The 14,104-nt window shown below is 71.4% G+C and carries 12 protein-coding genes and 1 pseudogene; 3 read left to right on the top strand and 10 right to left on the bottom strand.

The genetic code is table 11. From position 1 onward, the window contains the following. Nucleotides 1-451: pseudogene (locus tag SZN_RS29860) on the bottom strand (ATP-binding protein); the annotation flags it as partial. Between the two features lie 261 nt (nucleotides 452-712). Here SZN_RS29860 and gabT point away from each other — a divergent pair. Both gabT and SZN_RS29850 read left to right on the top strand, forming a co-directional pair. Next, complete coding sequence (gabT, locus tag SZN_RS29855; RefSeq protein WP_007502310.1) at nucleotides 713-2,047, top strand: 4-aminobutyrate--2-oxoglutarate transaminase; 1,335 nt, start codon at nucleotides 713-715, stop codon at nucleotides 2,045-2,047. A gap of 143 nt (nucleotides 2,048-2,190) precedes the next feature. Then, nucleotides 2,191-3,054, top strand: coding sequence for a phosphatase PAP2 family protein (locus SZN_RS29850; RefSeq protein ID WP_078509009.1), 864 nt, complete (start codon nucleotides 2,191-2,193; stop codon nucleotides 3,052-3,054). Here SZN_RS29850 and SZN_RS29845 read toward each other — a convergent pair. The 8 genes from SZN_RS29845 to SZN_RS29810 form a co-directional block, all read right to left on the bottom strand. Beyond that, nucleotides 2,993-4,786 carry a chitinase gene (locus SZN_RS29845; RefSeq protein ID WP_007502305.1) on the bottom strand — a complete coding sequence of 598 codons (1,794 nt, stop codon included), beginning with the start codon at nucleotides 4,784-4,786 and terminating at the stop codon, nucleotides 2,993-2,995. The genes SZN_RS29850 and SZN_RS29845 overlap by 62 nt on opposite strands. A gap of 97 nt (nucleotides 4,787-4,883) precedes the next feature. Beyond that, nucleotides 4,884-5,342, bottom strand: a complete 459-nt coding sequence (locus SZN_RS29840; RefSeq protein WP_007502303.1) for a hypothetical protein — start codon at nucleotides 5,340-5,342, stop codon at nucleotides 4,884-4,886. A gap of 120 nt (nucleotides 5,343-5,462) precedes the next feature. Further along, the gene (locus SZN_RS29835; protein ID WP_043733907.1) at nucleotides 5,463-6,890 is read right to left on the bottom strand and encodes an NAD(P)/FAD-dependent oxidoreductase; all 1,428 of its coding nucleotides are present in this window, start codon (nucleotides 6,888-6,890) and stop codon (nucleotides 5,463-5,465) included. A gap of 22 nt (nucleotides 6,891-6,912) precedes the next feature. Next, a complete protein-coding gene (locus SZN_RS29830; protein WP_007502299.1) occupies nucleotides 6,913-7,713 on the bottom strand; it encodes an ABC transporter permease in 801 nt (266 codons plus the stop codon). After that, nucleotides 7,714-8,643 (bottom strand): ABC transporter permease, encoded by a 930-nt coding sequence (locus SZN_RS29825; RefSeq protein WP_007502297.1) that lies wholly within the window; start codon nucleotides 8,641-8,643, stop codon nucleotides 7,714-7,716. After that, complete coding sequence (locus tag SZN_RS29820; protein ID WP_007502296.1) at nucleotides 8,643-9,788, bottom strand: ABC transporter ATP-binding protein; 1,146 nt, start codon at nucleotides 9,786-9,788, stop codon at nucleotides 8,643-8,645. The genes SZN_RS29825 and SZN_RS29820 overlap by 1 nt, the downstream gene beginning before the upstream one ends. A gap of 7 nt (nucleotides 9,789-9,795) precedes the next feature. Further along, entirely contained in the window at nucleotides 9,796-11,043 is a 1,248-nt protein-coding gene (locus SZN_RS29815; protein ID WP_007502295.1) for an ABC transporter substrate-binding protein, read from the bottom strand. Nucleotides 11,044-11,115: 72 nt separating this feature from the next. Next, nucleotides 11,116-12,651: a gamma-aminobutyraldehyde dehydrogenase gene (locus tag SZN_RS29810; RefSeq protein ID WP_007502294.1), complete on the bottom strand. Its 1,536-nt coding sequence runs from the start codon at nucleotides 12,649-12,651 to the stop codon at nucleotides 11,116-11,118. Between the two features lie 199 nt (nucleotides 12,652-12,850). On the opposite strand from SZN_RS29810, the gene SZN_RS29805 reads away from it, so the two are divergent. Further along, nucleotides 12,851-13,405 (top strand): NADAR family protein, encoded by a 555-nt coding sequence (locus SZN_RS29805; protein ID WP_043733904.1) that lies wholly within the window; start codon nucleotides 12,851-12,853, stop codon nucleotides 13,403-13,405. A gap of 99 nt (nucleotides 13,406-13,504) precedes the next feature. Here SZN_RS29805 and SZN_RS29800 read toward each other — a convergent pair. Beyond that, nucleotides 13,505-14,104: DUF4190 domain-containing protein (locus tag SZN_RS29800; RefSeq protein ID WP_007502292.1), on the bottom strand; the 600-nt coding region annotated here is incomplete at its 5' end.

The following is a 14,104-nucleotide window of genomic DNA, read 5'->3' as shown; positions in this document are numbered from 1 at the left end:
GGGCGACGGCGAGCATGATGCCCAGGGCGATCAGGGTGTAGTAGCCGTACCAGAGGACGGCGTTGCCGACCTGGTCGTTGTTCTCGCGCCAGGAGGCGGGGGTGAACAGCTCCAGCGGCAGCACCCACCAGCCGCCGAGGTAGCCGTTCCACAGCAGGGACCAGACCAGCCAGCCGACGAGGAAGGCGATCAGCGCCCCGCTCAGCAGCTGCCGGGTGGGGATGCGCTCCGGTTCCTCGTCCGGCCGCGGCACGTGGCCGTAGCGCCAGACGCCGGGCTGCGCCTGCGGCCGGGGCGCCCGCAGCCAGGCGAGGAAGGCCGGGCCGTCGGGCCCGGCGCCGGGTGCCCGGGGGGGCCGCGGCGGCATCGCCGGGACCTCCGGTGGCACCGCCGGGCGCGGTACCGGCGTCGCGTGTGTGCCCCGGGTCTCCCGAGTCCCGTCGCCGTCCATCGCCCCTGCCCCCTGACCTGCCGCTCCGTCCACCATCAGCGAGCCAATCTAACGCGCTCGCGTGGGGAGTTCACCGCTTACACGGCCGACGGGGCGGACCGGGATGCTCCGGACGCCGTCGGAGTCCGGCCGGGTGCCATGTCCACCACGGACAACCCCGGCGGCCGACAACGCCCACATGGAGCATGCCCACCCCCCGCTCGCGCCCCTAGCCTGCGAGAAAAGAGAAGACAAGCGTCCGCGAAACACCAGGAGCCCCCCATGAGCGCACTTCCTCAGGAGCGCCGCCTCGTCACCGCCGTCCCCGGTCCGAAGTCGCAGGAGCTGCAGGCCCGCCGCATGGCCGCGGTCGCCCAGGGCGTGGGTTCCGTGCTGCCCGTGTTCACCGCGCGCGCGGGCGGCGGCATCATCGAGGACGTCGACGGCAACCGGCTGATCGACTTCGGCTCCGGCATCGCGGTGACCTCCGTCGGCGCCTCCGCCGAGGCCGTCGTCCGCAGGGCCGCCGCGCAGCTCGCCGACTTCACCCACACCTGTTTCATGGTCACGCCGTACGAGGGCTACGTCGCGGTCGCCGAGGCGCTGGCCGAGCTGACCCCGGGCGAGCACGCGAAGAAGTCCGCGCTGTTCAACTCGGGCGCCGAGGCCGTCGAGAACGCCGTGAAGATCGCCCGCGCGTACACCAGGCGCCAGGCCGTCGTCGTCTTCGACCACGGCTACCACGGCCGGACGAACCTCACGATGGCGCTGACCGCGAAGAACATGCCGTACAAGAACGGCTTCGGCCCGTTCGCGCCCGAGGTCTACCGCGTGCCGGTCGCCTACGGCTACCGCTGGCCGACCGGGGCCGAGAACGCCGGGCCCGAGGCCGCCGCGCAGGCGATCGACCAGATCTCCAAGCAGGTCGGGGCGGAGAACGTCGCCGCGCTCATCATCGAGCCGGTGCTCGGCGAGGGCGGCTTCATCGAGCCGGCCAAGGGCTTCCTGCCGGCGCTGCGCCGGTTCGCCTCCGACCACGGCATCGTCTTCGTGGCGGACGAGATCCAGTCCGGCTTCTGCCGTACCGGCCAGTGGTTCGCGTGCGAGGACGAGGGCATCGTCCCGGACCTGATCACCACCGCCAAGGGCATCGCCGGCGGTCTTCCGCTGGCCGCCGTGACCGGCCGCGCCGAGATCATGGACGCCGCGCACGCGGGCGGCCTCGGCGGGACCTACGGCGGCAACCCGGTCGCCTGCGCCGGCGCGCTGGGCTCCATCGAGACGATGAAGGAGCTGGACCTCAACGCCCGTGCGAAGGCGATCGAGGCCACGATGAAGGCCCGGCTGGGTGCCATGGCCGAGAAGTTCGACATCATCGGCGACATCCGCGGCCGGGGCGCGATGATCGCCGTCGAGCTGGTCAAGGACCGCGCGACCAAGGAGCCGCACCCGGAGGCGACCGCCGCGCTGGCCAGGGCCTGCCACGCCGCGGGGCTGCTGGTCCTGACCTGCGGCACCTACGGCAACGTGCTGCGCTTCCTGCCCCCGCTGGTCATCGGCGAGGACCTGCTCGACGAGGGCCTGGACATCATCGAGCAGGCGTTCTCCCGCGTCTGAGCCGCCCGGCGGCCCTCGCGCCGCCGGCCGTCGCGGAGCCGGGGCCGGTACCGTCGGAGGGTGTGAAGAACGTGTGCGAGGTAGATGTCAGGACGCGATTCCGGCTGTCTCACACCACCGCCCTGCCGTAGGTTCGGGAACAGATGAGAGATACACCCCGCCCGGAGGGGACTCCGGGTGACATCGGGCCGAGGCCTCCCCAGCTTCGACCTGGTCGTGCCCTCGCGCACACAACCGGCGCCTCCGGCTCCGGATCTCCTCACCGATCGGACAGCCGCCCGTCCCAAACCCCCCGGGGCGCGCGGCCATCCGGTCCGGACGGCCGCCTCGGAACCACCCCCCCTGTTCCGGGGCGGCCGACCTCCCTCCTCCTTCTTCTCGGGCTTCCCGCCCTGTGCTTCGCGCTCATCACCTGGCAGGTGGTGGCCGGCGGCCCGCTGGTCGGGCTGGACGAGGCCGTCAGCCGGGCACTGGTCCGCCCCGACCGCCTCTCCGAGACGCTGTCCGATCTCGGCGGCGTCCCGGTCGCCGTCCCGGTCCTCGCGGCCGTCCTCGCCTACGTCACCTGGCGCCACCGGAGGGCCGGCGGCGCACGCTGGTGGCTGCCGGCCGCCGCGGCGGCGCTGCTGATGGCCCTGGTCCCGGCACTGGTGGTGCCGCTCAAGGAGCTGACGGACCGTCCGGGCACCCCGGCCGTGCCGCCGGCCACCGGCTACTACCCCTCCGGCCACACGGCCACGGCCGCCGTCGCCTACGGGGCCGCGGCCCTGCTCCTGCTGCCGTGGCTGGCCTCCGTGCACGCGCGCCGGGCCGTCCTCGCCGTCTACGCCGCCCTGAATCTCGGCGTCGCCTTCGGACTGACCCGGCGCGGCTACCACTGGCCCCTGGACGTCGTGGCCAGCTGGTGCCTGAGCACGGTGCTGCTCGTCGGGCTGTGGCTGTTCCTCAGCGGAAGTAGCCGTCGAACGTCCGCTGGAACTCCCAGCCCGCGTACCGGTCCCAGTTGATCGACCAGGTCATCAGGCCGCGCAGGCCCGGCCAGGTGCCATGGGTGGTGTACGAGCCGCAGTTCGTCTTCCTGGTCAGGCAGTCGAGGGTCTTGGTGACCTCGGCCGGCGGGACGTAGCCGTTGCCCGCGTTGGTCGAGGCGGGCATGCCGATCGCGACCTGGTCGGGGCGCAGCGGCGGGAAGACGTTGTTCTGGTCGCCCGCGACCGGGAAGCCGGTGAGCAGCATGTCGGTCATGGCGATGTGGAAGTCCGCGCTCCCCATGGAGTGGTACTGGTTGTCGAGGCCCATGATCGGGCCGGAGTTGTAGTCCTGGACCTGGAGCAGGGTCAGGTCGTCGCGCAGGGCGTAGATGACCGGGAGGTAGGCCCCGGCCCGCGGGTCCTGGCCGCCCCACTTGCCGGTGCCGTAGTACTGGTAGCCGAGCTGCACGAAGAACGTCTCCGGGGCCATGGTCAGCACGAAGTCGTCGCCGTAGCGGGCCTTGAGGGTCTTCACCGCGGAGATGAGGTTGACGATCACGGGTGTCCTGGGGTTCTTGAAGTCCGTGTCGTCGGCGTTCAGGAAGAGCGAGCGGCCCTCGAAGTCGATGTCCAGGCCGTCGAGGCCGTACTCGTCGATGATCTTCGCGACGGAGGTCACGAAGGCGTCCCGGGCCGCCGTGGTCGTCAGCTGGACCTGGCCGTTCTGGCCGCCGATCGAGAGGAGGACCTTCTTGCCCGCCGCCTGCTTGGCCTTGATCGCGGCCTTGAACTCGGCGTCGCTCTCGACGTTCGGGCACTCGGTGACGGGGCAGCGGTTGAAGCGGATGTCGCCCGAGGTGGCCGTGGTCGGCTCGCCGAAGGCCAGGTTGATGACGTTCCAGCTGTCGGGGACGTCGGCCATGCGCGTGTAGCCGGAGCCGTTGGCGAAGCTGGCGTGGAGGTAGCCGACGAGGGCCTTGGCGGGCAGGGCACCGCCCCCGCCGCCGGAGCCGGCGGTCGTCGTGGCGGTGACGGTGGCCGACTTCGCGGACTCGCCGGCCGCGTTCACGGCCGCCACCTGGAAGCTGTACGCCGTCGAGGGGGAGAGTCCGCCGACGGTCGCCGAAGTGCCGCTCGCCGTCTGGACCTTGACGCCGTCGCGGTAGACCGCGTAGCCCGTGGCACCCGGGACCGCCGACCAGGAGAGGGCGACGCCGGTGGCGGTGACGGTGCCGGTCCGCAGTCCGGCGGGGGCGGCGGGCGGCTGCTCGGCGTCCGTACCGGGGCCGACGAGCGTGATGTCGTCCGCGTTGTAGGCGCCCGTGCCGTACCAGCCGTTGGTGTAGATCGTGACCCGGGTGGTGGCGGGGCCGGTGCGGAAGGTGGTGGTGAGCTGCTGCCAGCCGGCGGCCGACTGGGTCCAGGTGGAGACGTCGGTGGTGCCGGTGCCGCTGGCGCCGAGATAGACGTAGGAGCCGCGGACGTATCCCGACAGGGTGTACTGGGAGCCGGGTTTGACCGTGACGGTCTGGGCGCACCGGGCGTTGTCGTTTCCGGCCGGGGTGGCCTGGAGGGACGAACTGCCGCTGCGCACGGGTGAGTTGACGGTCGTTCCGGCGGTGCAGCTCCAGCCGTCGAGGCCGGATTCGAAGCCGCCGTTGCGGGCGAGGTCCGCGTCGGCCGCACGGGCGGCCGACGAGAGCGCGGTGAGGCCGGACACGGCCAGCGCCGCGGCGGCGAGGACGGCGAGCGGTCTGGAGCGATCCACGAGTGCCTCCGGAGGCGGGGGAATTGGAGGGTGGAGCCGCCCACAATTTGGTCCAGACCAATCCGGCTGTCAAGGGTTGCCGCAGTGCGTGCAGCCCTCAGGGCTCGCGTTCCGTCCGCACGGCGAGCTCCGCCGCCGCCTCGTGCATGGCGAGTTCCAGCAGCGCCGGGTCGGTGAGGGTGCCGGTCCCGTCCGGCTGGACCAGCCAGCGGACCCCTCCGGTGGCCCGGCCCGGGTACGGCACGACGATCCAGGTGCCCGCGCCGGCCGTGCGGATGCCCGTGCCGAGCCAGCGGGCGGCCGTGCCCGGCGGCACGAAGAAGCCCATGCGCGCGTCGCCGAAGTCGACCAGCACCGGGCCTGGCCGGTCGAGGACGCGGGTGAGCACGTCCAGGGTCGGATAGCCGAGCGCGGCCGGCAGGATCAGCACGTCCCACGCCCTGCCCGCGGGGAGCAGGGCGACCCCGAGGGGGTTGCGCTCCCACTCCCAGCGGCAGGACTCCGGGTTCGGTGCCACGGATACCAGCCACTCGACCGCCGTCTTCGCCCCTGTCATGGCGGTGACCTCCCTGTGTGTCGTGGACGCGGACCGGATGAGCGCGTCACGAGGGAGAGGGAGGCCACCGCCGGGCATTACGCGGGTCGCACCGGCCGGTTGCCGGTGATCTGGATCACATCAGCTGTCGAAGCCGAGGCCGAGGCGGTCCATCGCCCTCAGCCAGAGGTTGCGCCGGCCGTCCCGCGCGTCCGCGCGGGCCAGCGACCACTTGGTGAGCGCGATGCCGGTCCAGGCGAAGGGCTCCGGCGGGAAGGGCAGCGGCTTCGTGCGCACCATCTCCAGCGCGGTGCGCTCGGTGCGCTCCCCCGCCAGCAGGTCCAGCATCACGTCGGCGCCGAAGCGGGTGGCGCCGACACCGAGGCCCGTGTACCCGGCCGCGTACGCCACCTTGCCCCGGTGGGCCGTGCCGAAGAACGCCGAGAAGCGCGAGCAGGTGTCGATCGCGCCGCCCCACGCGTGGGTGAAGCGCACCCCCTCCAGCTGCGGGAAGCAGGTGAAGAAGTGGTCGGCGAGCCTGGCGTAGGTCTGCGGGCGGTCGTCGTACTCGGCGCGCACCCGGCCGCCGTAGGGGTAGACGGCGTCGTACCCGCCCCACAGGACCCGGTTGTCGGCGGAGAGCCGGAAGTAGTGGAACTGGTTGGCCGAGTCGCCGAGGCCCTGGCGGTTGCGCCAGCCGATCGAGGCGAGCTGGTCCGCGCTCAGCGGCTCGGTCATCAGCGCGTAGTCGTAGACCGGGACGGTGTAGGCACGTAGGCGGCGGACCAGGTTCGGGAAGACGTTGGTGCCGAGGGCGACCTTGCGGGCGCGGACGCGGCCGTACGGGGTGGTGACGGCCATGGCGTCGCCGTGGGGCTTCAGGGTGAGGGCCGGGGTGTGCTCGTAGACGCGTACGCCCAGCTCGCGGCACGCCCGCTTCAGGCCCCAGGCGAGCCGCGCCGGGTTGACCATGGCGACGCCCCTGCGGTCGTACAGGCCCGCGCGGAAGGTCGGTGAGTCGACCTGGGCCCGCACCGCCTCGGCGTCCAGGAACTCGACGCCCTCGGCGAGGCCCTTGTCGCGCAACTCGCCGTACCACCGGCGCAGTTCGGTCGCCTGGTACGGCTCCGTGGCGACGTCGATCTCGCCGGTGCGCTCGAAGTCGCAGTCCAGGGAGTAGCGGGCGACCGCGCGCTCGATCTCGTCGAGGTTGCGGGCGCCCAGCTCCTCCAGCTTGTGGATCTCCCGCGGCCACCGGCTCAGCCCGTTGGCCTGCCCGTGGGTGAGGGAGGCGGCGCAGAAGCCGCCGTTGCGGCCGGAGGCGGCCCAGCCCACCTCGCGGCCCTCGACCAGCACCACGTCCCGCCGCGGGTCGCGCTCCTTGGCGAGGAGCGCGGTCCACAGACCGCTGTAGCCGCCGCCGACGACCAGCAGGTCGCAGGTCTCGGCGGTGGTCAGCGCGGGCTCGGGGTGCGGCCGGCCGGGGTCGTCCAGCCAGTACGCGACCGGCTGGGCCTCGGAAAGGGATCTGTTGCGGTCGGTACCACGACTCATGGCGCCAGGGGCCATGATTTCAACTCCCTACAGCGGTTTATGCCTTGTGCTTCTTGCGGCGGTTCCCGATCGCCATGGAGACCAGGACCAGCAGTACGGCGACGACGAACATGGCCGTGCCGATGACGTTGATCTGAACGGGCGTTCCGCGCTGCGCCGATCCCCAGACGAACATCGGGAAGGTGACGGTGGAACCCGCGTTGAAATTGGTGATGATGAAATCGTCGAAGGAGAGCGCGAAGGCGAGCATCGCGCCGGCGGCGATTCCGGGGGCGGCGATCGGCAGGGTGACCCTGAGGAAGGTCTGCAAGGGACCCGCGTACAGGTCCTGCGCGGCCTGTTCGAGCCTCGGGTCCATCGACATCACGCGCGCCTTGACGGCCGTGACGACGAAGCTGAGGCAGAACATGATGTGGGCGATGAGGATCGTCCAGAAGCCCAGCTGGGCACCCAGGTTGAGGAACAGGGTGAGCAGCGAGGCCGCCATGACCACCTCGGGCATCGCCATCGGCAGGAAGATCAGCGAGTTGACGGCGCCCCGCGCGCGGAAGCGGTAGCGCACCAGCGCGAAGGCGATCATCGTGCCGAGGAGCGTGGCGCCGACGGTCGCCCAGAAGGCGATCTGGAGGCTGATGCCCAGCGAGCCGCACAGGCCGGAGACTCCGCACGGGTCGCGCCAGGCGGCCGTGGAGAACTCCTGCCATTCGTAGTTGAACCGCCCCTTCGGCTGATTGAAGGAGAAGACCGTCACGACGACGTTGGGCAGCAGGAGGTAAGCGAGCGTCAGCAGTCCCGCGATGACGACGAGATTGCGCTTGAGCCAGTTGACGGCGGTCATTTAAACCAGATCCTCCGTGCCGGACCTGCGGATGTAGAGCGTCACCATGACGAGGATGGCGGCCATGAGGATGAACGAGAGCGCGGCGGCCGTCGGATAGTCGAGGACGCGCAGGAACTGCGTCTGGATGACGTTGCCGACCATGCGGGTGTCGGTGGAGCCGAGCAGGTCGGCGTTGACGTAGTCACCGGCCGCCGGGATGAAGGTCAGCAGCGTGCCGGAGACGACGCCCGGCATCGACAGCGGGAAGGTGACCTTGCGGAAGGTCGTGACCGGCCTGGCGTACAGGTCGTTCGCCGCCTCGTGCAGCCGCGGGTCGATGCGCTCCAGCGAGGTGTACAGCGGCAGCACCATGAACGGCAGGAAATTGTACGTCAGACCGGTCACCACCGCCAGCGGGGTGGCCAGCACCCGGTCGCCCTGCGTCATGCCGAGCCAGCTGGTGACGTCCAGGACGTGCAGGGTGTTCAGGACCCCCACGACGGGGCCGCCGTCCGCGAGGATCGTCTTCCAGGCGAGGGTGCGGATCAGGAAGCTGGTGAAGAAGGGCGCGATCACCAGGATCATGATCAGGTTCCGCCAGCGGCCCGCGCGGAAGGCGATGAGATAGGCGAGCGGGTAGCCGAGGACCAGGCACAGGATCGTCGCCGAGCCGGCGTAGAGCACCGAGCGCAGGAACTGCGGGTAGTACCCGGACAGCGCGTCCCAGTAGGTGGCGAAGCGCCAGGTGACCTGGTAGCCCTCCTCCAGGGAGCCCGTCTGCACGGACGTGGAGGCCTGGTAGATCATCGGCAGCGCGAAGAAGACGATCAGCCACAGGATGCCGGGCAGCAGCAGCCAGTACGGCACCAGGCGCCCGCGTCTGCGGGGCGGCTTGCGCGCGGGCTCGGTCGGGGCGAGAGGCGGGGGCGCCTCGGTGAGAGTCGACATCAGGAGGCCGCCTCCTCCTGGATGCCGGCGTCGATGTCCTGGGCGGCGTCGAGACCGAAGGTGTGGGCGGGGTTCCAGTGCAGGACGACGTCGGCGCCGGGCACGAGGCGTTCGTCGCGGTCGACGTTCTGCGCGTAGACCTCGAACTCGGGGCAGACGGGGCTGTCGACGACGTACTGCGTGGAGACGCCGATGAAGGAGGAGCCGGCGATCCTGCCGCTGATGCGGTTGCGTCCCGCGGGTATCCCGCCCGCGTCGTCGGCGTGCGTGAGGGAGATCTTCTCCGGGCGTACGCCGGCCAGGACCTTGCCGCCGGTCGTCGCGGGCGCGGAACAGCGCGCCGCGGGCAGCGTCAGCTTGCCGCCGCCGGCCTTCAGCACGACGTCGTCGCCGCTGGTGGAGTCGACCTCGGCCGCGATGAAGTTGGAGGTGCCGAGGAAGTTGGCGACGAAGGTGGTGCGGGGGTTCTCGTAGAGATCGCTCGGGGAACCGAGCTGCTCCACGCGGCCCGCGTTCATCACGGCGACCGTGTCGGCCATCGTCATGGCCTCCTCCTGGTCGTGCGTGACATGGACGAAGGTGATGCCGACCTCGGTCTGGATGCGCTTGAGCTCCAGCTGCATCTGGCGGCGCAGCTTCAGGTCGAGGGCGCCGAGGGGCTCGTCGAGCAGGAGCACCCTGGGGTGGTTGATCAGGGCCCGCGCCACGGCCACGCGCTGCTGCTGGCCGCCGGAGAGCTGGTGCGGCTTCTTGCGGGCGTGCTCGCCGAGCTGGACGAGGTCGAGCATGTCGTCGACCTGCTTCTTCACCGACTTGATGCCGCGCCGGCGCAGACCGAACGCGATGTTCTCGAAGATGTCGAGGTGCGGGAAGAGGGCGTAGGACTGGAAGACGGTGTTCACCGGCCGCTTGTACGGCGGGAGGACGGTCACGTCCTGCTCGCCGAGGTGGACGGTGCCCCCGCTGGGCTCCTCCAGTCCGGCGATCATGCGCAGGGTGGTGGTCTTGCCGCAGCCGGAGGCGCCGAGCAGGGCGAAGAAGGAGCCCTGGGGCACGGTCAGGTCGAGCGGATGGACGGCGGTGAAGGAGCCGTAGTGCTTGCTGATGCCGGAGAGGCGGACGTCGCCGCCGGTGTCGTTGGTCATGGTGTGGTCACGCCCCTGTGAGCTTCGCGAACTTCTGTTCATAGGCCGTCTCTTCCTTCGCGCTCAGGGAGCGGAAGGAGCGGGACTTCGCCTGCATGGCCTTGTCGGGAAGGATCAGCGGGTTGGCCGCCGCGTCCTTGTCGATCTTCGCGAGCTCTTCCTTCACGCCCTCGACGGGACAGACGTAGTTGATGTAGGCGGCAAGCTCGGCGGCGGCCTTCGGCTCGTAGTAGAAGTCGATCAGCCGCTCGGCGTTCGTCTTGTGACGGGCCTTGCTCGGCACCATCAGGTTGTCGCTGGAGGTCATGTAGCCGCTGTCCGGGATCAGGAAGTCGATGTCCGGGCTGTCGGCCTTGAGCTGGACGACGTCACCGGCCCAGGCGAGGCACGCGGCGAAGTCGCCGCTGGTGAGGTCCGAGGTGTAGTCGTTGCCGGTGAAGCGGCGGATCTGCTTGCTGTCGACGGCCTTCTGCAGCCGGGCGATCGCCGCGTCGTAGTCGTCGCCGGTGAACTTCCCGGGGTCCTTGCCCATGTCGAGCAGGGTCATCCCCATGGTGTCGCGCATCTCGGTCAGGAAGCCGACCCGGCCCTTGAGTCTGGGGTTGTCGAGGAGGTCGGAGACCGTCTTCACCTCGACGCCGTCGAGCGCCTTCTTGTTGTAGGCGATGACGGTCGAGATGCCCTGCCAGGGATAGGAGTACGCCCGTCCGGGGTCCCAGTCGGGATCGCGGAACTGCTGGGAGAGGTTGGCGAACGCGTTCGGCAGGTTGGACGCGTCGAGCTTCTGCACCCAGCCGAGGCGGATCAGCCGGGCGGCGAGCCAGTCGGTGAGCACGATGAGATCGCGCCCGGTGTCCTGGCCGGCGGCGAGCTGCGGCTTGATCTTCCCGAAGAACTCGTTGTTGTCGTTGATGTCCTCGGAGTACGTGACCTTGATGCCGGTGCGCCGGGTGAACTGCTCCAGCGTCGGGCGCCGCTTGCCGCTGTCGTCGGTGTCCATGTACTCGGTCCAGTTGGAGAAGGTGACCTCCTTCTCCCTGGCCGAGCGGTCCTCGGCGGAGGCGCCGCCCTCGGCCTTGCCGGCCGCGGGGATGCCGCAGGCGCTCAGCGCTCCCGCGCCGCCCACGGCGAGCGCGCCGCCGGCGGAGGCGCGCAGCAGGGAACGCCGGGTCATCGCGGCCCTGCCGTTGCGCAGGCTGCGCCGCACGGCGGCCACCTGGGCCGCGGAGAGGCGTTCGGGCTCGTACTGCTCCATGCGCGTGGTGCCCTTTCGGGAAGGGGGACGGCCGGTCGCGGGTCGAGCGGCCGGCCGGGCCCGCTGATCTGGCTATCGGTCCCCGAAGACGGTGCGGTGCCAGTCCTTCGCGGCGACCGCGGTGTTGTCGAACATGACGTGCTTGACCTGCGTGTACTCCTCGAAGGAGTACGCGGACATGTCCTTGCCGAAGCCGGACGCCTTGTAGCCGCCGTGCGGCATCTCGCTGATGATCGGGATGTGGTCGTTGACCCACACGCAGCCCGCCTTGATCTCGCGGGTGGTCCGGTTCGCCCGGTAGACGTCACGGCTCCACGCGGAGGCGGCGAGCCCGTACGGGGTGTCGTTGGCCAGCCGGATTCCCTCGTCGTCGCTGTCGAAGGGCAGCACGACCAGCACGGGACCGAAGATCTCCGACTGGACGATCTCGCTGTCCTGGGCCGCGTCGGCGACGAGGGTGGGCAGATAGTACGCCCCCTTCTCCAGTTCTCCCCGGGGTACGGCCCCTCCGGTGACCACGCGCGCGTAGCCGCGCGCCCGGTCGACGAAGCCCGCCACCCGGTCGCGGTGGGCGTGGGAGATGAGCGGTCCGAGGTCGGTGCCGGGGGCGAGGGGGTCGCCCAGGCGCACGCCGCGCATGAGGGCGGCGGTCCGCTCGACGAACGCCTCGTACAGCGGTCGCTGCACGTACGCGCGCGTGGCGGCCGTGCAGTCCTGGCCGGTGTTGATGAGGGAGCCCGCGACGGCGCCGTGGGCGGCCGCTTCGAGGTCGGCGTCGTCGAAGACGACGAAGGGCGCCTTGCCGCCGAGCTCCAGGTGCAGGCGCTTGACGGTGGCGGTGGCGATCTCGGCGACGCGCCTGCCGACCGCGGTGGAGCCGGTGAACGAGGTCATGGCCACGTCGGGGTGGCCCACGAGGTGCTCGCCCGCCTCCCTGCCGGTGCCGGTGACGATGTTGACGACCCCGTCGGGGATGCCCGCGTCGGTGGCGGCCGCCGCGAAGAGCAGCGAGGTGAGCGGGGTGAGTTCGGCGGGCTTGAGCACCACGGTGTTGCCCGCGGCGATGGCCGGGAGGATCTTCCAGGCGGCCATCTGGAGGGGGTAGTTCCAGGGGGCGATGGACCCCACGACGCCGATGGGCTCGCGGCGGACGTAGGAGGTGTGGTCGCCGGAGTACTCCCCCGCGGACTGCCCCTGGAGGTGGCGGGCGGCGCCGGCGAAGAAGGCGGTGTTGTCGACCGTGCCGGGCACGTCGAACTCGCGGGTCAGCTTCAGCGGCTTGCCGCACTGGAGGGACTCCGCGCGGGCGAAGTCCTCGGCGCGTTCGGCGAGCACGGCGGCGAAGCGGTGCAGGGCGTCGGAGCGCTCGCCCGGTGTGGCGCCGGCCCAGGCGGGGAAGGCGGCGCGCGCGGCGGCCACGGCGGCGTCGACGTCGGCGGCGCCGGCCAGGTCGTACGTGTACACCTCCTCGCCCGTGGCGGGGTCGACGACGGCGTGCGTGCGCCCGGAGGTCCCCTTCGCCGGGCGGCCCGCGATGTACTGCGCACCGTCCGCGAAGCGGTCCTGGGCCGGGAATCGTTCCGGGGTGGCGTTGCCCGGGTTGTGCATGTCGCTCCCTCCGTGTCCCCGAGGTGGGGCCGGCGTGGCTCAGGCTCGAATTGAGTGCCGATCCTGACAGAGCAGATGGACTCCAACAAGTGATTCCGTTGTTGCCTTTTGGTTACGCGACGGAATCTGTCGACCAGGTGTCGAGTGGGCACGGAAAACCAAGGACGGAGTGTCGGTGGTGCGTGCCAGACTCGGCCGCATGACGAAGATCGGTTCTCGGGATGACCTGATACAGGAGGTCCGTGCGGGGGCGGGAGTCAAGTATCTCCACTTCTGGGGACACCGGCCCCTCGCGGACGGGCGCCTCGGCGCGAGCTGCCTGAGCCAGTGGTGGCCGTCGCCGTTCACGGTGGACTCCGTGGCGTACGCGACCGCCGAGCACTGGATGATGGCCGAGAAGGCCCGGCTGTTCGGGGACGCGGAGGGGGAGCGGCGCGTCCTGGCCGCGGAGCATCCGTCGCGGGCGAAGAAGGCCGGACGCCTGGTGCGGGGGTTCGACGACGCGGTGTGGGAGCGCGAGCGGTTCCGGATCGTGGTGGAGGGGTCGGTCCACAAGTTCTCGGCCGATCCGGAGCTGGCGGACTTCCTGCTCCGCACCGGGGACCGGGTGCTGGTCGAGGCGAGCCCGGTGGACCGCGTGTGGGGGATCGGCCTGGCGGCCGGGGACGACGGCGCCGGTGATCCGCTGCGGTGGCGGGGGCCGAACCTGCTGGGGTTCGCCCTGATGGAGGCACGGGAGCGGTTGCGGGGCTGAGGGCCCCGCGGGCCGGGGCCCGGCCGGCGCCCGCGTCCGGTCCCGGCCGGGCGGGGGCAGGGGCGGGGCGCGGCCGGGCGGGGGCGGGGGCCTCCGGCGCTACGTCCCGACCGCGAACACGGCCACGGCCATCCCCGCCCCGAGCACCATGCCCGCGACACCGCAGATGATCCCGGCGAGCGCCTGCCCGGGGTTGGTGGCCTCGCCCCTGCCCGCCTTGGCGCGGCCGATCGCCCCGAGGACCACCGCCACCAGACCCAGCAGGATGGCGACCGGCCACAGGCAGAAGACGAACGCGGAGATGATGCCGAGCGCCATCGAGGTGGTCCCCGTACCGTTGCTCGGCATCGGCGACACCCCGGCCCAGCCGTAGGGACCCGGGGCCGGCGGCGGCACCGGATGGCCCTGGGGCCCGGGGTAGCCCCCCTGGATCATCCCGGGGTGGACCGGGCCGCCGGGGTAGCCGTAGGAGGCCGGTCCCGGACCGGTGGGCGCGAGGGGCGGCGGGGGGACGGGCCCACCGGGCGCCGGAAAGGGCACGGCGGACGAGGGCGGCGGGTACGGCACGGCGGACGAGGGCGGCGGCGCGGCGTAGGGGCCGGTGAGCGGGGCGTAAGAAGGAGCGGGGGAAGCGGGGGCGGACGGCGGCGCGGCGAACGGAGCGGCGGGCGCGGACGGCTGACCGGCGAAGGGGTCGGC

The sequence above is a fragment of the Streptomyces zinciresistens K42 genome (assembly GCF_000225525.1).
GTDB classification, from domain to species: Bacteria; Actinomycetota; Actinomycetes; order Streptomycetales; family Streptomycetaceae; genus Streptomyces; species Streptomyces zinciresistens.
This window is presented reverse-complemented; position numbering and strand designations above follow the sequence as displayed.